Here is an 18,295-nt window from a genome sequence, read left to right on the forward strand (position 1 = left end):
TTATGAAAAAGTTTTATCGTATATGTGGATTGGCCATAATTGTAGGTCTTGTTATGATGCTCGTTGGCTGGTCTAATAACGGTGTAAGACCAATAATTGCTAATCATAACCACTTTACTTTGACCGCTATTGATGATTCTAAGCTCACACGTACATATACTTCAAACCACAAATTTAATAAAGTTTTTATTCAAACTGATTCCTCTGATGTTTTTCTTCATTCGGGCAAAAAATACCAAGTTAATGTTACTGGAGTTAATCCAGATGCAGTACAAGTCAAATTAGCAAATAACCGTTTGAATATTTATGAGCCCAGACCTATTGCAATCAATTGGCGTAAAATTGGTTCCAGAATTGACGTAACTGTTCCTCAAAATGTTCACTATACTGAATTTGATAGCGACAGTGATCACGGAAACATCAGATTAAAAGACCTGAAAGCTAATGCAAATTTTGTGAGTTGTATGGATGGTTATTTAGATATTGATAATATTGACACGAAAAATACAAGTTTAATAACTGGTAGCAACCATAGATTAACACTCAATAACTCTGATCTGGGTAATGCAGAAGTTAAAATAGATGGAGGTTGGTGCAGACTTTTAAATTGTCGTTCAACAATGACTCTGGATGCTTCTAACGCTAATATTACAATTAACAATTCACAACTTAGCAATAGAAATTCTTTTACTTTACAAAGTAGCAATTTAGTAATTAAAAATACGCCTAACCTAAGTTACCAGTTGACAGCAGATGGCAAAGCAATTAGGTATAAGGGTTCAAAGCCCTATGAAAACTTCATCAAAAAGAACTCCAAGAAAAATTTTCTTTTGGTTGATTCAACAGAAGGAACTATTACTATTAAGTAAAAATTATAGCAGGCTCTTTTATCATCAAACTAAGTCCTGAAAGTCAAATAACTTTCAGGGCTATTTTTATAGTTAAACTTTTAGAAAAAACTTAGATTATAAAACAGCTTGTATTAAACAAACCTAGTTAAACAGGATTATGACTACATTAAATATGATTTTTCCAATTTAAATGGAAAATACTGGTACTTACAAATTAATTATTAAAAGATAATATATTTATTGAAAAGGTTTTCAAGCAAGAAAAGAAGTGAGGTTATATATGAAATTTTCTGCCGATGATGTTTTTTTAGATGTCAATGAAGCTAGCGTAGAAGACTTTTTACAATATGCAGCCAAAGCGGCATATGATGCAGGCTATACCAATGACATAGAAAAATTAGATCAGAGTTTTTTGGCAAGAGAGCAAGAATTTTCAACAGGACTTGAAGATGGCTTTGCAATTCCGCATGCTAAAACAACAGCGGTTAAAAAACCGGGTTTTCTTTATTTTAGATTAAGTCAGCCTTTAAACTGGAAGACATATGATAAAAAGCCAGTCACTGATGTTTTCGCATTGATGGTCCCACCCGAAAATGCAGGAGACAAACATTTGCAAATGCTGGCCAATTTATCAACGGCATTGTTGGAAAAAGATTTTAAAGAAAAATTACGCAATCTTTCTTCTAAAGAAATGATTGCACAATTTATTAATGAAAAGATTGGAGAATAAAAAATGAATGTAGTAGGAGTTTCTGCTTGTCCAGCAGGCTTGGCCCATACGCCAATGGCAGCTAAGGCTTTAGAAAAAGCTGGTAAGGAATTAAATTGGAATGTCAAAATTGAGCAACAAGGAATGATGGGACCAGTTAACGCTATTTCCCAGAAAGAAGCAGATGCAGCTGATTTTGTCTTAATTGCTTCTGATCAAAAAATAACTAGTATGGACAGATTTAAGGGCAAGCCAGTTATTCGAGTAGATATTAACACTTGCATTAAGGCACCTAAAGCTGTTTTGAAGAAATGTGCTGCTGCAATTAAGAAGGAGAATTAGTATGAAAAGAATTTTGAAAGAGTGGGAAGGAGCAATCATGAGTGGGATCTCATACATGATCCCAACTGTTATCGGTGGTGCACTTGTTGTTGGTGTACCGCAATTGATTGGTATGTGCTTTGGCTATGGTAATTTATCTAAGTTTGCTAAAACCGGTGGCTTTTTCCATATTCTTTATCAAATAAACTCAGTAGGTTGGATTGGTATTGGCTTAGTTAACTTGGTAATTGGTGGCTATATTGCTTACGCTCTCGGTGACAAACCAGCTTTAGGTGCTGGTTTTATCGGTGGTCAGTTAGCTACTAATAATCAACTTGGCTTTATTGGAGCCATCGCTGCTGGACTCATTGCTGGCTATGTAGCACGTTGGTGCCGCAAGATTAAAGTTCCAGATAAATGGAATTCGGCAATTGAACTTATTGTCATGCCGCTTTTAACTGTTGGCTCAGTGGCGCTCTTTGTAGGTGTTATTTTAACGCCACCACTAGCTTGGATTAATAATGGCTTAACATCTTGGGTTAAGTATATGGTCGAACAAAAGACTAATGCTGTCTTATTAGCTGCCATTATGGGAGGCATGATCGGTGTTGACCTGGGTGGACCAGTTAATAAAGCAGCTTGGGGAGTAGGAAACTTCTTCTTTATAGAAGGCATTTATCAGCCATGTTTATATACCAACATTGCTATTTGCGCTATTCCAATGGGTTATGCGCTTATGAGTTTCATTTGGCCTAAGAAGCGATTTTCTGCCGAATTATTAGAAATGGGACATAACAACTTAATTATGGGAACTTTTGGTATTACTGAAGGTGCGATTCCATTCATGATGAAGGCCCCACAACTGATAATTGTTAATGTACTTGGTGGAGCTCTAGGTTCGGCCACAGGTGCATTTTTAGGAGTGAAATCCCATATTCCACCTTTAGGAGGTTTACCCGGAATTTTGACTGCAGATAATATTTTTGCTTATCTTGCTGGTATTTTTGTTTGTGCTTTATTTATAGCTATAGTTGCACCATTAATTGCTGACTTTACAGATAAGGATTCATCTGGTGATGAATCAGTGAGTGACGACGACATCAAGTTAAATATTCAGTAGAAATAAAACTATAGTTTAAGAAAATATTCCTTTTAAGCTATAGTTTTTTTATTTAGGAGACAGAATGATAAAAAAAGTTTTTGTTGTCCCGCATACTCACTGGGACAGAGAATGGTTTTTTACTTCAGAACGAGCTAAAGCATATTTAATTAAAGACTTAAAAGATGTAATTGATCATTTAGAAAAAAACGAAAAGTACGGTAGCTTTTTATTAGATGGTCAAACTTCTTTAATTGAAGATTATTTATCTTGGCATCCGCAAGATATTGAGCGTGTAAAAAAATTAGTTAAAGAAAAGAAACTTTTCTTAGGACCATGGTATACCCAAACTGATCAGTTCATGGCAGCTGGTGAAAGTATCATTAATAACCTCAGAATCGGGACAAGTGCCGCATCCGATTTAGGCGGATACATGAATGTAGCTTATGTACCGGACTCGTTTGGTCAAGAGTCAAGTTTGCCGCAAATATACTCTAGTTTTGGCATCAAAGATGCAGTTTTATATCGTGGCTTTTCAATGGCGGACACTAAAAAATCTGAATTTATTTGGCAGGGTGAAGATGGTTCCCGAATCAATGTGTTTCGCATGGCTTGTGGCTATTTTATCGGGGGCGTAATTGATGAAAATAAGTTATCAGCATTAATGAAAACTGAACCCTTCAAAACTGTAGTCCAACAAGCAACAACAAATAACATTTTATTTCCGAATGGTTCAGATATGGCTCCATTAAGACATGACTTGCCAGATTTAATTACAAAGTTAAATGATGCTAACGAGAAAGAATACCGATTTAAGGTAGCATCGTTGCCAGAATATATTGACGCAGTGAAAAAAGATAAGCCTGACATGGCAGTGGTTAGAGGTGAGCAGGATTGTGGCAAAGATATGCGTGTTCACAAGTCGATCTATTCTTCTCGAGCAGATATCAAAAAATTAAATACGGAATTACAAAATTATCTCACTAACGTTGTGCAGCCTGTTTTGTCCATGGGCAGTTATTTTGGTCTAAATTATCCTTTTGCAGCAATAAAAAGCTTGTGGCAAAAAATGGGTAAAAATGCGGCACACGATTCAATGGGTAATTGTGTATCTGATAGAGTTAACAATGCGATAAAAATGCGGTATCTGGAAGTGAAAGATACTGCTGAAAGCTTAGTTGATTCGACTTTACGGTTCATTTCTACACATATTAAAAGTGAAAAGCATCCGATTACTTTGACAGTATTTAATACATTGCCCTTTGTAAGAGACGAAGTAATTAATAAGACTCTGTATATTCCAAGTCGCAATTTTAAGATTGTCGATCATGAAAACAATGAGATAGCATACGAAATTAATTCAATCAAAGATAACACTAATTTGATAAAGGGTGCTACTATCCAACTAAATCCGGGAGAAAATATTTATACCCCGAAAAAAGTTTACTGTATCAACTTGAATATTGATTTTGGTGAAATTCCGCCTTATGGTTATAAGCAATTTTACCTAATACCACTTGAGGACAAGGAAATAGAGTTAAATAAATTAGCAATTGCTGATACGAAAATTGAAAATGAGTATTATCAAATTTCTGTTAACACAGATGGCAGTTTGAATATTTTAGATAAACTGAATAAAAAGCTTTATTCAAATCAAGCAATTCTAGAAGAAAACGGTGACGGGGGAGATTCATATAATTATTCACCTGCAAAAAAAGATTTAATAATCTATTCGACTAGTCAAAAACATCAGGTGCAGGTATCTCATGGTAAATTGGAAGATAAGTTGATTATCCTTTTTGATTTTAAGGTCCCTAAAAATTTAGAAGTTAGAAGCCGAGGTCTTACTGACACTGATATGCCTGTAAAAATGGTTGTTAAATTAACCAACTCCGCTAAAATGATTAAGTTTAAAGTTCAAGTTGACAATACTAAGCCGTTGAGTCACAGACTCTGCGTTGATTTTGCTAGTCAACTTGATACTAATTTTAGTATTGCAGATATTCAATTTGGCACAATCAAACGTCCTCTTGCAAAAGATAAAGACTTAGCAGATTGGGCGCAAAATCAAGAAAAATGGCAAGAAAAACCAATTTCTATCAATACAATGCAAAGCTTTGTGTGTCTTTCAAATGCTAAAAGAAATATAGCTGTTATTCCACAAGCGGTCAGAGAATATGAGTGCCTAGGTAAAAAGGATTCTGTTATAAGATTGACCCTTTTCCGCACTTTTGGCAAGCTAGGCAAAAGTGATTTATTATATCGTCCTGGTCGCGCCTCCGGGGATGAAACAGTCCCGACGCCTAACGCGCAATTAAATCATAAATTGGAATTTAAATTTGCACTGACTACAGGACAATCCAGTTATGATCAGTCAAATTTAGCTAATGAAGTTAAAGACTACGAATCTCCTTTGCAAGTCTATGAATATGCAGAATTTTTAAACGGTAGGCTAACTTTTCCACTGAATCTGTGTAGACAGTTTTTAGAACCTGAATTTAGCTTATTTAAAACTGAAAACAAGTTGACAGTAAGTACAATTGAAAGATCAAGGTCTGGTCTAGGATATTGTTTACGACTCTATAACCCCAAATTTCACCAAGTGAGTGAACAAATTACGTTTGCTAAACAGCCAAAGATAGTTCAACTAGTTGATTTAAGGAAGCGTATTTTACAAGATTTAAAAATTAAGAATAAGCAAGTAATTTTACCAAAAATTGGGCACGCTAAGTTTATGACAATTTATTTTGAGTTTTAGGAGATATTATGGTTAAAGCATATTTTGTTAATCACACTCATTGGGATCGTGAATGGTACTTTACTACGCAAGATGCACAGGTATTGAGCGATCAATTATTTACAGAAGTATTGAACGAACTTGAAGAACATCCGGAGGCTAATTTTACTCTTGATGGTCAGATGTCTATTGTAGATGAATACGTTGAGATTCATCCTGAAGCCAAAGGTAGAATTCATAAATTAGTTAATCGGGGACAACTCTTCATTGGGCCTTGGTATACTCAAACAGACGCTCTTGCCCCTAATGCTGAATCTTTAATAAGAAATCTGATTATCGGAATTTTAGATGCCAGACAAAATTATGGTGAACCGATGCTATTAGGTTATTTACCAGATACCTTTGGTTTCAACGCAAATTTACCGATGATTTTAAATCAAGTGGGAATTCATGACTTTCTATCGTGGCGCGGTACGAATTTTAAGAGACAAACTAAATCCGTCTATTTTAAATGGAAAGCGTTAGGTGGAAAAGCAGTATTTGCTGCCAATTTCCCTTTAGGCTATTTTACTGGGCAAATAGATCTGGAATCAAAGCGCAATTTAAAGGACTTTGTCAAAAACCGGCTGGATAAAGGGATAGATTTTGAAGCATTACATGGCAATAATTCTGAAGTCCTTGTACCTTCCGGCATAGACCAAATGAATATAATTCATGATCTTTCAAAGACAATTGCTCAAGTAAATCAGTATTCTAAACATAAAGTTGTAATTAGTTCATACCCCGAATTTATGCAAAAATTGCGGACGAAAAAATTACCTGAGTTTCAAGGAGAACTGAGATACCCCACTTATTCCAGAGTCCATAGAACCATTTGCTCTGTCAGATCTAGAAATAAACGTAAAAACTTTAAACTTGAGCAAGTTATAACTCGGCGTTTGGAACCTTTAATGGTAATCGCCCAATATGCAGGTATTCCAATTTCAAATGGCATAGTTATTAAGTTATGGAAATTGTTGTTCAAAGTGCAACCACACGATACGATGGGTGGCAGTGTTACTGATAACGTGGCGTTAGACATCAATGAGCGCTACAAACAGGCTCTTGAAATAGCAGACGGTTTAGAAAATTACATTAAGAAAAGGTTGGCTCAACGGCTTTCATTATCAGATCATGACGTTTTGGTTTTTAATACAGATCCTTATAGCTTTAAGGGGCGGAAAGTCGTAGAAATTATTTCTAGTTCTGCTAATGTTAAGTTTCCAACTCAAAATAAAGCAGTCATTGTGGACTGCAAAGAAGTCAAATCCAGACCTCATATTATGCAGTTAACTCCTAATGGTTATGAATTTAAAGACGAACCTGGCTATTTCAAATTAAAAGTTAGTATACATGTTGAAATGAAGGGCTTAGGCTATCAGGTTATTCATTTTGAGAATAGTGAGAGCGTAGTGCCTAAGCTTAGTCTACAAAAGGGCAGTTCGATCGCAAATAAGGAAACTACAGTTAATTATCTGGATGGCAAATTTAATTTAGTTACTAAAAATAAAACTTTTACGGATGTCATCAGTGTTTATGATCAAGCAAATGATGGTGACACATATGATTTTTCACCGCTAAGAAATGATCGCGAAATGCGCCTTCCGTGGCAGGGAAAAATTAAGGTTGCTAAGGCAAAAGACATCGAGACACTGCAATTAAGTGGTTCCTGGTCATTACCCTACGATTTAGAGGACAGAGCTAACAGTCAAAATGCGAAGCAAGTAGCGGTAAATTTCCAGCTTACTTTGACTATGGTTGCTAATTCTCCAGTGATATCAGCTAAGTTGATAGTGGATAATCAGGCTCTTTCTCACCGCTTAAGACTTAGATTGAAAACTGGTCTTGAAACAGATAATGTTCATGCACAAATCCAGGGTGGATTTAGAAAAACAACTAATGAAAAAATTGCTGATAACTGGAACGATGAATTTGTTGAAAAACCGGTGAATATTTATATTTTTGATCGTTGTGTCGGTTTAAATAATTCAAAGGTAGGATTGTACTTTTTAGGAGAAGGTCAAAAAGAATATGAAAAAAAGGATGATTCACTTTTTATTACTTTAATGGCTACAACCGGTCAGCTGGGGAAACCGAACTTATTATGGCGACCAGGTAGAGCTTCTGGTGACACTACATCCGTTGGCCATGTGATGATGCCTACTCCAATGGCACAAGAGTTGGGTGTTAATGAGTTTAATTTTGGCTTATATGTTCCAAGCGGAAGTCAATTAAGAGAAGAAAAACTGTCTCAAGTTATTTCTAAATGGTATTCTCCTTCAGTCAGTTACCAAATGCAAAAACATAATTTGTTCGTAAATAGACTAGATAACAAATTGTGGGATGTGGAGTTTGCACAAATTTTGCCTCAACTTAAGAAAAACGAAAATTGGCTGAATATTAACAGTGACATTGAAGTTTCTGCACTTTATTTGTCTTATACAATAAAGAAACATTTGGTACTGCGTCTGTCTAATATGACTAACACAGAAAAAGATGTTTCATATCTTAAAAATAAAGATTTTATTGAAGTTGATGGCTTAGAAAAAATTATTGCACAAGATTTTAAAATTGCGCCTTATGACATGATTACTTTAGTAAAAAAGATTAAGGTTAAGCGCAAGTATTTACTGAAAGAAGTGCAAATGAAAATGAGGTGATAATTTGAAACTATCCTATAAACGATTAGGACAACTTCTTGAACTTTTATTGAATGATTCTGCCAATCGCTACGTTTCAACCTCCTTTTTAGCACAAAAGTGTAATGTAAGCACGAGGACTATCAGATCCGATATTCAAGCTTTAAATAAGGAATTAACTATTTTTAAGGTGACTATCAAAAATAAACGGGGTGCTGGTTTTTATTTAACAAATGTAGATGCAGAAACTAGAGCTAAGTTACTCAAAGTTGCTAAAAGTGATTTGCCGGTTACTAGGTCAGAGGAGCGTATTGCTGCAGTTGAGCAATATTTACTGGTAAATGATAGGGTAAAATTATCAGATTTAGTGGAAAAGTTTTTCATTAGTGATAATACCTTTTTTTCATACCTTGTAACTATTAAAAAAGAATTTAGTAAATTTAATCTTAAAGTAAATAAATCAAATGATGTTTATAGAGTAAAAGGTTCTGAAGCAGATAAACGAAACTTTATTATTGCAAAATTAATTAATAAAAAATCAGATAATTATATTATTGACTTCACTGAAAAAGAAAGAACCATTTTAGCTAATGTCGATCTAGATAAGTTAAAAAAACTTATCCATGCGTTTTTAAGACATTATAGTTATCATATTTCTGACATTAACACTAAAAATATTATTTTGCATTTCGCATTAACTATTTCACGAATCAAATTAAACTTTCATTTGGAAGCAAGTACACATGCAAATATCAAAAAGGATGTGCTGCAAAATTTAAAAGAATTATTTGTAAAAATAGAAAGTGAATTTGAAATTAAACTAAATCAAAAAGAAAAAGATGATTTGGTATATCACTTTGCATTAAACTTTCCTGAATGTGTTATCTATACCAATAAGTCTAATGCTAAAGAAAGTATTGCAAAAGCGGTCACCTTTTTTTTGCAAAATATTAAGAGTGAATTTGCTATCAACCTTTTAAACGATCAGGAATTGCGGGTGAATTTAATTCAACATTTGACGAATTTAGTTAAGATTAAAAAAGTAAATGGTAAGCGTAAAAACCCATTATTAAATGTGATCTTGTCGACTTTTCCTTATGCCTATGAAATAACTGCCTATTCTGCTCCCATTTTGGAACACATGCTAGATCTTAAATTAGATGACGATGAGTTGTCTTTTATAACTCTTCATATTGGTGCTTCGATTGAAAGACAAGGCAATCGTTCTTCAAAGAAAAATGCCGCACTGATATGTGGTTCTGGAGTCTCAACTGCAGTTTTGGTAAGGGCAAAGTTGGAAACACAGTTTGCCGCTTTTTTGAACATTACCGGTACTTATACTTATGATGAATACCTAGAAGGCAAAGCAAATAATAACGATTTTTTGATTTCAATGGTACCTATTAGCAATGCTGCCGTTCCAGTAATACAAATAGATTTAGCAAATTTTCACAATGATATTTTACAATTATCAGATTATTTAAAATCACTCAATAATCCATACCGGGCAATTGATAAATTGTTTGATGAAGATAATATTTATCTATTAAAGGCGAAATTGTCTAAAAATGAACTTTTAGATATGTTAATTAAAAAATTAGAGCAAAAAAAGATTGTTAATAAAGACTTCAAAGAAAAAGTATATGAAAGAGAAAAAATGTATTCAACAGCGATTGGTGGTAAAATTGCAATACCGCACTCTTTGGGCTATGCTACTAATAAATCTAAGGTTTGTTTTGCACGTCTTTCACAGCCGATTATATGGGATGAAAAAAATGAAGTAAAATACGTTTTTTTATTAGCAATTGCTCGACAGGACTATTTAAGTATTCAAAAATTATTTGATTTTATTGTCGATTTACAGACTAATTCTACATTTAGAGAAATTATTGATAAAAGTTCTACTCCTAACGATGTTAAAACAGCAATCAGTAAATTGATTCAAAATAGTTATTGAGATGATATGATTTTAAATAATTAACTAGAAAATAATGGCTTTTTGTCAACAGGCATTACTACATTTTTCTGACTTATTTTAAAGGATCGTAATACTCCTTAGTTGATGTGAATACATAAGTAAAAAAATTTATATAATTAATGAAGGCACAAGATTTGGATTTTAAAACTTGTGCTTTTTATTTGTATATTACTGAAATTTAAACCTGATTTAAAGTTAATTCGCCTTGATCGTATCTGTTTCTAATTATAGTACTAAAGGTAGTACCTAATTGAATTTATTGAATTTTTCAAAACCACAAAGCATCTTTAAGATATGTTAAAGTACCTTCAGTTAACCCATCATCAAGGAAATTGTTTTAAAGTCCATGGTTTTTAACTACAAAAATACCCCCAAATTTGTCATAGACTTTGGGGGTTCATACCAATATTTATTGACTTTTATTTATATATGAGTTTAAAATTTTAATCATTCAATATCGGCATGGTTCTGTATCATTTGTTCCTCTGTAATATTAAGTTCTTTCATTAATCTCAAAACGATGCTGTCAAATAGAAGTAGTGAAAACTGTTCAAACAAAGCTCCCATTGGTTGAATAGATTTATTGTGCTCAAATTTTGATTGGGCATTAATTTGCACAACTATTTCACAAAATTGCGCTAATGGACTATTGTTATCAACAGTAAAGAGAATTTCTTTTAAACCGTTATTTTTTGCTATCTTCGCCTGGGCTATTAGTTTCTCTGATTTTCCCGAAGCAGAATTAAATATTAATAAGTCATTTGAATGTGTATGAGGAGAAGAAATTTCTCCAACAACGCTAACTTCTAGTCCCAATTGCAGTAACCTGTTAGCAAAGGATTTTATCATTAAACCTGAACGACCTGAACCTGAAAAATAGATATGATTACTATTTATTATTAATTGACAGATTCTATTTAAAGTTTTTTCATCTACTGGATCATCAACATTATTGATTTCTTCGCATATTTTTTTTAATTCAAATGCCATATATTTTCCTAATTCAATTTTTGATAAAGATATTCTTCTAACTCTTTATCTTTCTTATTTTTAACACTTTGTAGAAAATCTTTATTTTGAAATAGTTTCATAAGGGTACGTAACATGGTTAAATGTTCATCACCTTTTGCTAAAGCTAAATTAAAAATAAAACTACATTTCACATCTTTTGATTTATCATCCATGCGACCAAATTTTACTGGATGAGAAAATCGAACAAAGCTAACACTGCTTGTGTTGACAAAGTTTTGATTTCCATGTGGAATCGCAATGCCTAAATCAGAATTAACTTGTAATCCTGTAGGAAAATCTTTTTCCCTTTCAATGCAGGCCTTAGTAAATTCATTAGATATTAATTTTTCAGCTAATAGCGGTTTTCCAGCAATTTTGATAGCTTTTTGATAGTCTGGAATAATATCATTATTTGATTGTACAAAGATTTTCATTATTTGGTCAGCTCGTCTTTTATTTCTTCTAAAACTGAGTCCTCATTTATACCCGTTAAAAGGGCAGTTCCTACAATTATTGGTGTTGTAACATTTGGCTTATCCAATTTAGTGGATGAAACGATTAAATCATAGCCATTGAAAACATCATCTGTGCAGTCCATCAATGATTTTTTATCTAAATTCACGTCAGAAACGCTTTGGTCATTCAAATAATCTTGTAGCTCTGCCAACATAACAGAAGATGATGCAATTCCATTTCCACAAACTACTAACACTTTTTTCATGATATATCTCCTTAATTTCTATTTAGCTAAAGAATTTTGTCTACGTTCGTACTTTTTAAGCCAATAACCAAAAGCAACTATTATCAAGGCAATCACAACATATGACCACAAGCCAAGACGAGAAGCTTCAGCAAACAAACCTGTAAATGGATTAGCTGATGGATTTAATGATGAATACATAACACCATTTTTGGCACCACTGCCAAATTCTCTGAATACTTGGGTTGTTGGTTTGGCCATCCAAGAAGCTATATATAATCCTGGAGTAAACATTAAAATTGAAGTAATCCAAGTTCTAATAATGTTGCCATGAAAAATAGGAACCATACATGCAATAAAGAATACAAATTGGGATAAGTCACCCATCGGCATGACTTTATTGCCAGGAAGAAAGACTGCAATAATTTCGATGACTGGGATTAAAAGCAAGGCTGGTGCAATTACGTCAGGATTTCCTATTACTAGTGCAGTATCCATACCTACTGTAATATCACGGCCTTTGAAGGCTTTAGTCATTTTCTTTCGAACAGCATTTGATAAAGGCACAAGACCTTCCATCATGATGGAAGTCATTTTTGGTAACAAGAGCATAACGGCTGCTAGGTACATACCTAAATGTAAACTTTGAATTATTGTATCGCTAGGATTTGTCCAGCTATAACCGGCAAATCCTAAGAAAACACCAATGATAAAACCTACAATAGTAGGATCACCAAACACGCCAAATTTTTTCTGAATTGTTTCTGCAGTGACATTCCATTTTCTAACTCCTGGAATATGATCAAAGATCCAATTCATAGGGTAGGCAAAAATCATATATGTATTTGCAACGGGGTGTGAAATAGAAACTCCTTCAGGTAAATTAAAGAATTTTTCATTCTGCTTAGCTCCTAAATCGGCCATAAATAATGCCCACATATGAAAAATACCAGCGGTAAGTAAACCATACCAGAAATTACCAGAGTAAGCATATACAATCGCGCCCATTGAGGCGTTTTGGTGTAAGTTGAAAACATCAACATTAATACAGTCTGTCAATTTTAACAGTAATAAAATAATATTAATACCTACGCACAAAGGAATTATAACTGCTCCGACTTTTGAGCCGAAACCCATAACTGCTGTCGCTGCACCACCAACGTCAATTGCTTGCAATGAAGAGCCAGTTCTTTTAGCTAAGCCAGTAATTGCTGGTTGCATTTTATCAAGCATGAAAGAAGTGACCATGGTCAAAGCTATAAAACCAATACCAACTTTCATGGCAGAAGAAATTGATTCTGCCCATGACCGACCTACAGCTTTCATTAACACTAAAAATATTAAAGGAATAAAAATAAAGTTACCAAGATTATTAATAAATTGAGTAATTATTTCCATTTTTAACTCCTATTCTTCTGTGAAGCCCATGTTCCAAGCTACATAATCAGGCTTTTTCAGATTACGGTCATCATCTTTTTTAGCTTCCAATAAGTTTGCTCTAGAATTTGGTCTGGAATTTTTAAAATCAAATGGTTCATCTAAGAAAGCATCAAGTACCATTTCCATGTAAGGTAAACCATTTACTCTCGCTCCCAAGCCTATGATTTGGACATTGTTGCTTAACCTTGCCCTTTTAGCAGAGTACGGATTAGTTACTGCTGTTGCTCTTATACCCCAGTGTTTATTAGCCTGCATAGTAAAACCAATTCCTGTGCCACATATATATACACCTAATCTGCACTCATCTTTTTGAATAACTTCTGCCATCTTATCAGCTAATTTAGCAAAAGTATTCTTGCCATCTTCAGGCTTTTTAACGGGATCCCAAACGACTCTGTAATTCTTTTCTTCCTCCAAGTATTTCTTGATGGCTTCTTTCCGCTCGAAACCAATATCATCACATGCTATTGCTATTTTTTTCATACAATTTCCTTTCTGTAAACGCTTAATGTTATTACAAAGCCAATTATAAAATTTGTTTTAATTGGTGTCAACCGCAAAAATATACTTTTTTAGTAATTAAAAGCAATTAAAACCAATTTTTATAGCATAGAAGTAACAAAAATTATAATCTATGATATTCTTGAGTAAAAAGTTTAAAAGGTGAGTAAATAAATGAAATTAACGAATAAAAGAAGAAATGATATTTTAACTGAAATCATAAAGAAAGGTAGTGTTACAGTTCATCACCTTTCAAACGAATTTTCAGTTAGCTACGAGACTATCCGTAAAGATTTAACTTTCCTAGACCAAAAAGGTTACATTATTAAAGAACATGGTGGAGCGACAGCCTTAAATAGTCTTATTGAAAACTCGTTTACTGTGAGACAAGAAAAGCAAATCAAATTAAAAAAATTAATAGCAGTTGCAGCATTCAAACTTATATTAGATAATTCGTCGATTATTCTTGGGTCAGGTAGCACAGTTTTAGAGTTGGCAAAATTATTAGTAGCTAAAAAGAATTTAAAAATTTATACTGATTCTTTTCCTGTAGCAACTGCGTTAGCAAATTCAGACAATGAACTTTATTTTTTTGGTGGAAAAATTAGAGCTAAATCATCCTCGGTTTATGGAGGGTGGACAAATGAAGCAATTAATAGTATAAAAGCTAATATGTGTTTTATAGGTTCAGATAATTTTGCTGGTCATAACGGTCCAACGACGCCTTCATATTCTGATTATGGTGTTGATAAGCTTTTATTAGAGCATTCAAATAAAAAATATGTTCTAGCTGATTCTACTAAATTTGAAGGATCGAGTCTTTATCAAATAACAAATTGGGAAAATATAACTGCCTTAATAACTAATGTAATTTCGAAAGCTCAAGTAGATAGTTTGGCTTCTTTAACTAATATTATTCAAGCAAAAAATTCTTAAGTAAAAAAGACAATTAGCAATTAAGAACATAAAAAATAACCAGTCAGTACAAAAGTGGCTGGTTATTTTAATAAATTTAGTTTTTAATCAACTACAATCGTGTCGTACTCTTATTTGAACATAATCACTGTTAACGGCTTATAAAAGAAGTAAGAATTTTTGCTTAAGCTGTGTTGACAAAAAAGTATGTTCGACTATTAGTCAGATTATAAAAAGTACTTTATAAAACGCTTTAAATAACAAAATTAATTATTTAGCAAAAAACTGAGCTTTTTCAGCCTTATAATGCTAATAGTATAAGCATTAAAGTAGCTCAAAAATAACAATTCATGTAAAATAATAATAAGCTTGTATAGGAAAGAGGATGCTTAGTTTAGAAATTAAATTTTTAAGCTAAAGACAATTTATAAAAAACGTTGTTAATTAACAACTACTTTTTAAATACTAAATGAGCAGAAAACTTCGGATAGCTATCAGAGGCTTTCTGCTTTTTTAAAAGTAAATAACTCATTGTCTTTAATACATAAAATTAAATTTAGGTCTATAAAGAGCCATATAACTTCAGTAAATTAACTTATCTATACAAACATCTTAACTGTAATTTATTTCATAAGCGAATAATGGAGGAGATAGCATGTCCCAAAAGTCAGAACTACTATTCACGAAAACCCCCAAGTCCGGTTTAACTGCTGCTGAAGTAGAACAAAAGCGTGGTGAATTCGGCACTAATGAGTTGCTCGAAAAACGCCCAGTTCCATTGTATAGAAAAATATGGCATCATCTTAAAGATATTTCATCTCTTGTGCTTTTATTAGCAATAATTCTAGCGACATATATGGCTGTTTTTCAAAACGGTGGTTGGACCAAAACCATTGTAATCAGCCTGATTTTGGTCATTAATGTGGTAATTGGACTGTACCAGGAAGCTTCTGCGGAAAGATCACTTGCAGCTCTCAAAGAGATGAGTTTGCCAACAGCTAATGGTCGGCGTGATGGGCACGATGTGACAATCGCTGCTGCAGAACTAGTGCCCGGAGATTTGATTTATCTGAACACTGGTGATCAGGTTCCAGCAGATGCTGTGATTTTAGATGAAACTAATTTAGCTGTTGATGAAGCAATTTTAACTGGTGAAAGTTTACCTGTTTCTAAAAAAAGCTTTCAACCAAAAAATAATTTGACTAGTGATGAACGTGTGTACTCAGGAACTGCAGTTGTTAGTGGCCGGGCATTTGTTCAAGTTAACGCAATTGGTATGGCAACTGAGCTCGGTAAAATTGCGGGTCTTTTAAATGAAACTCATAAACGGGAAACTCCTCTTCAAGGTAAGTTAGACAGCCTGTCAAAATGGATGACATTTTTTGCTGGTCTAGGTGGACTGATGATTTTTGCCTTAAGCATAGGACTGCAAAATAATAGCTTAACTGATAGCTTAATGATCGGGCTATCTTTAGCAGTTGCGGCTGTACCTGAAACTTTGCCAATTATTGTTACTATCAGTTTATCCCGCGGTGTCAAAAGAATGGCTAACCGCAATGCTATTATCAGACAGATTGGTGCCGTAGAAACAATTGGCAATGTTGACGTTATTGCGACTGATAAAACAGGTACTTTAACTCAAAATAAAATGACTATTACCAAGTATTGGACTCCAGAAACCGGCATTAAAAAAGCTGCTGATTTACCAGACGCTGGTCAAAATTTGTTAAAGATGTTAGGTTTAGCTAATAATGCTAAAATCATGGAAAAAGACGGTTCAGAAGAAGTTGTTGGTGATGCTACTGAAGTTGCAATTGTGAACTGGTTACACGCGCAGGGAAGTTCTCGCCAGCTGTTAGAAGAAAAAGCCCCTCGGATAGTGGAAGATCCGTTTGATTCTGATAAAAAAATGATGTCCACTGTCCATCGTCTAGATAATGGCAACCAATTGGTAATTGTCAAAGGGGCTTGGGATAGATTACCCTTAGATGAAAAAGAACCAATTAAAGCGGGCCAAAAGGCTCATGATGATCTGGCTAGAGCAGCGCTAAGGGTGCTGGCAGTAGGATATAAAATAATTCCTGCTACTGCTGATCCAACTAATTGGAATGAAAATAACTCTAACTTGCAGCTTGCAGGTATGATTGGCTTAATTGACCCACCTCGGCCGGAAGCAAGAGCGGCTGTTCATAGAGCAAAACAAGCAGGTATCAAAACCATAATGATAACTGGCGACCATCTTGTGACCGCTGAAGCAATTGCTAAAGAAATTGGCATTTTGGAGTCAGGGCAAAAAGCAATTACAGGAACCGATTTACAGAAAATGTCGGACACTGAATTAAAAAATTGTATTCAAGATATCAGTGTTTATGCTCGTGTTACTCCTAGTGATAAAATTCGGATAGTTCAAGCTTGGCAAGAACTTAATAAAACAGTTGCCATGACAGGTGATGGTGTGAACGATGCACCTGCTTTGAAGGCTGCGGATGTTGGCATTGCCATGGGTATCACAGGTACAGAAGTGGCAAAAGAATCTGCGGATATGGTTCTGACTGATGATAACTTTGCTACAATTATTAAAGCTGTAGCGGAGGGTAGAACAGTCTACCAAAACATTATTAAAGCGGTAGAGTTCTTAATTGGTGTTAATTTTGCTCAAATGTTCTTAATGGTTATCAGTACAATTTTGGGTTGGGGTGCACCACTATTAGCTGAACAATTATTAATTATCAACGTGCTTGCCGATGGGATACCAGGATTCTTTATTAGTAAAGAACCGGGTGAACCAAATATAATGGATCAAGATCCAATAGGTAACGAGGAGAGCCTTCTTGGACGCGGATTAATGCAAAGAATGATTGTTAGAGCGACAACTTTCACAGTTTTAACTCTGGGAGTTTACGCCTATGGTAAATTTGTTATTTCACCTAATGACGCGCAAGTGAGTATGACTTTAGTCTTTTTAGTTTTAGCCCTTGGCTCCATGATTGATATCTACGCTATTAAAGATTCTCAACCAATCACTGTGCAAACATTTAAATCCAATAAAATGCTTAATTGGGGACTGTTACTAAGTATGATACTGGTTTTATCACTGACACTCTTACCTCGTTTGCGACAATTTTTGCACTTTGCCTTGCTACCTGTTCAGGGCTGGCTGGTCGTTTTGATTGGTAGTTTAATTCCTATTTTTGTTTTGGAAATGAATAAACGTTTGACTAGCAACATTAAAATGGAAGTAGAAAAAAATAGTTGCTAAAGAATTGATTTCAAAATAAGTCTTGAAAGTTGTCTTACTTTTAGGGCTTATTTATTTGGCCAAAATTGATAATCATTTTGCTTTTTGATAGTTAAA

Annotated in this window: 14 protein-coding genes; 9 read left to right on the forward strand and 5 right to left on the reverse strand. The window is 34.0% G+C overall.

Translation table 11 applies throughout. From position 1 onward, the window contains the following. Nucleotides 1-2: 2 nt before the first annotated feature. From ACFQ32_RS06765 to ACFQ32_RS06795, 7 genes are all read left to right on the forward strand, one after another. The gene (locus ACFQ32_RS06765) at nt 3-869 is read left to right on the forward strand and encodes a DUF4097 family beta strand repeat-containing protein (RefSeq protein WP_046325324.1); all 867 of its coding nucleotides are present in this window, start codon (nt 3-5) and stop codon (nt 867-869) included. A 262-nt stretch (nt 870-1,131) separates the two neighbouring features. Then, nucleotides 1,132-1,581 (forward strand): PTS sugar transporter subunit IIA, encoded by a 450-nt coding sequence (locus tag ACFQ32_RS06770; RefSeq protein ID WP_046325323.1) that lies wholly within the window; start codon nt 1,132-1,134, stop codon nt 1,579-1,581. A 3-nt stretch (nt 1,582-1,584) separates the two neighbouring features. Beyond that, a complete protein-coding gene (locus ACFQ32_RS06775; protein ID WP_046325322.1) occupies nt 1,585-1,902 on the forward strand; it encodes a PTS fructose transporter subunit IIB in 318 nt (105 codons plus the stop codon). Between the two features lies 1 nt (nt 1,903). Continuing rightward, nucleotides 1,904-3,001: a PTS fructose transporter subunit IIC gene (locus ACFQ32_RS06780; RefSeq protein ID WP_046325321.1), complete on the forward strand. Its 1,098-nt coding sequence runs from the start codon at nt 1,904-1,906 to the stop codon at nt 2,999-3,001. 64 nt (nt 3,002-3,065) lie between these two features. Continuing rightward, complete coding sequence (locus ACFQ32_RS06785; protein ID WP_046325320.1) at nt 3,066-5,738, forward strand: glycoside hydrolase family 38 N-terminal domain-containing protein; 2,673 nt, start codon at nt 3,066-3,068, stop codon at nt 5,736-5,738. 8 nt (nt 5,739-5,746) lie between these two features. Continuing rightward, a complete protein-coding gene (locus ACFQ32_RS06790) occupies nt 5,747-8,416 on the forward strand; it encodes a glycoside hydrolase family 38 N-terminal domain-containing protein (protein ID WP_046325319.1) in 2,670 nt (889 codons plus the stop codon). Between the two features lie 4 nt (nt 8,417-8,420). Beyond that, complete coding sequence (locus ACFQ32_RS06795; protein WP_046325318.1) at nt 8,421-10,352, forward strand: BglG family transcription antiterminator; 1,932 nt, start codon at nt 8,421-8,423, stop codon at nt 10,350-10,352. 468 nt (nt 10,353-10,820) lie between these two features. Here the strand turns inward: ACFQ32_RS06795 and hxlB are convergent, their stop codons facing one another. Genes hxlB through ACFQ32_RS06820 form a run of 5 tightly spaced genes read right to left on the reverse strand, consistent with a single transcriptional unit; the run spans nt 10,821 to nt 14,007 of the window. Further along, entirely contained in the window at nt 10,821-11,363 is a 543-nt protein-coding gene (hxlB, locus tag ACFQ32_RS06800) for a 6-phospho-3-hexuloisomerase (RefSeq protein ID WP_046325317.1), read from the reverse strand. A gap of 8 nt (nt 11,364-11,371) precedes the next feature. Continuing rightward, entirely contained in the window at nt 11,372-11,818 is a 447-nt protein-coding gene (locus tag ACFQ32_RS06805) for a PTS sugar transporter subunit IIA (RefSeq protein WP_046325316.1), read from the reverse strand. Continuing rightward, nucleotides 11,818-12,105 carry a PTS galactitol transporter subunit IIB gene (locus tag ACFQ32_RS06810; RefSeq protein ID WP_046325315.1) on the reverse strand — a complete coding sequence of 96 codons (288 nt, stop codon included), beginning with the start codon at nt 12,103-12,105 and terminating at the stop codon, nt 11,818-11,820. The genes ACFQ32_RS06805 and ACFQ32_RS06810 overlap by 1 nt, the downstream gene beginning before the upstream one ends. An 18-nt stretch (nt 12,106-12,123) precedes the next feature. Then, on the reverse strand, nt 12,124-13,482 hold the full coding sequence (locus ACFQ32_RS06815) for a PTS galactitol transporter subunit IIC (RefSeq protein ID WP_046325314.1): 1,359 nt from the start codon (nt 13,480-13,482) through the stop codon (nt 12,124-12,126). Between the two features lie 9 nt (nt 13,483-13,491). Beyond that, entirely contained in the window at nt 13,492-14,007 is a 516-nt protein-coding gene (locus tag ACFQ32_RS06820; protein WP_046325313.1) for an RpiB/LacA/LacB family sugar-phosphate isomerase, read from the reverse strand. A 192-nt stretch (nt 14,008-14,199) separates the two neighbouring features. Between ACFQ32_RS06820 and ACFQ32_RS06825 the strand changes: the two genes are divergently transcribed. Both ACFQ32_RS06825 and ACFQ32_RS06830 read left to right on the forward strand, forming a co-directional pair. Next, complete coding sequence (locus tag ACFQ32_RS06825) at nt 14,200-14,961, forward strand: DeoR/GlpR family DNA-binding transcription regulator (RefSeq protein ID WP_046325312.1); 762 nt, start codon at nt 14,200-14,202, stop codon at nt 14,959-14,961. Nucleotides 14,962-15,595: 634 nt separating this feature from the next. Continuing rightward, a complete protein-coding gene (locus tag ACFQ32_RS06830; protein ID WP_046325311.1) occupies nt 15,596-18,199 on the forward strand; it encodes a cation-translocating P-type ATPase in 2,604 nt (867 codons plus the stop codon). The last annotated feature ends 96 nt before the right edge of the window (nt 18,200-18,295 follow it).

Source organism: Lactobacillus melliventris, assembly GCF_042679465.1.
GTDB lineage: Bacteria > Bacillota > Bacilli > Lactobacillales > Lactobacillaceae > Lactobacillus > Lactobacillus melliventris.

Bases quoted from the DNA above. Each gene is read 5' to 3' on its own strand.
- ACFQ32_RS06805 (WP_046325316.1), bottom strand. From the start codon at position 11,818: ATGAAAATCTTTGTACAATCAAATAATGATATTATTCCAGACTATCAA.
- ACFQ32_RS06825 (WP_046325312.1), top strand. From the start codon at position 14,200: ATGAAATTAACGAATAAAAGAAGAAATGATATTTTAACTGAAATCATA.
- ACFQ32_RS06790 (WP_046325319.1), top strand. From the start codon at position 5,747: ATGGTTAAAGCATATTTTGTTAATCACACTCATTGGGATCGTGAATGG.
- ACFQ32_RS06830 (WP_046325311.1), top strand. From the start codon at position 15,596: ATGTCCCAAAAGTCAGAACTACTATTCACGAAAACCCCCAAGTCCGGT.
- ACFQ32_RS06810 (WP_046325315.1), bottom strand. From the start codon at position 12,105: ATGAAAAAAGTGTTAGTAGTTTGTGGAAATGGAATTGCATCATCTTCT.
- ACFQ32_RS06780 (WP_046325321.1), top strand. From the start codon at position 1,904: ATGAAAAGAATTTTGAAAGAGTGGGAAGGAGCAATCATGAGTGGGATC.
- ACFQ32_RS06815 (WP_046325314.1), bottom strand. From the start codon at position 13,482: ATGGAAATAATTACTCAATTTATTAATAATCTTGGTAACTTTATTTTT.
- ACFQ32_RS06770 (WP_046325323.1), top strand. From the start codon at position 1,132: ATGAAATTTTCTGCCGATGATGTTTTTTTAGATGTCAATGAAGCTAGC.
- hxlB (WP_046325317.1), bottom strand. From the start codon at position 11,363: ATGGCATTTGAATTAAAAAAAATATGCGAAGAAATCAATAATGTTGAT.
- ACFQ32_RS06765 (WP_046325324.1), top strand. From the start codon at position 3: ATGAAAAAGTTTTATCGTATATGTGGATTGGCCATAATTGTAGGTCTT.
- ACFQ32_RS06820 (WP_046325313.1), bottom strand. From the start codon at position 14,007: ATGAAAAAAATAGCAATAGCATGTGATGATATTGGTTTCGAGCGGAAA.
- ACFQ32_RS06775 (WP_046325322.1), top strand. From the start codon at position 1,585: ATGAATGTAGTAGGAGTTTCTGCTTGTCCAGCAGGCTTGGCCCATACG.
- ACFQ32_RS06785 (WP_046325320.1), top strand. From the start codon at position 3,066: ATGATAAAAAAAGTTTTTGTTGTCCCGCATACTCACTGGGACAGAGAA.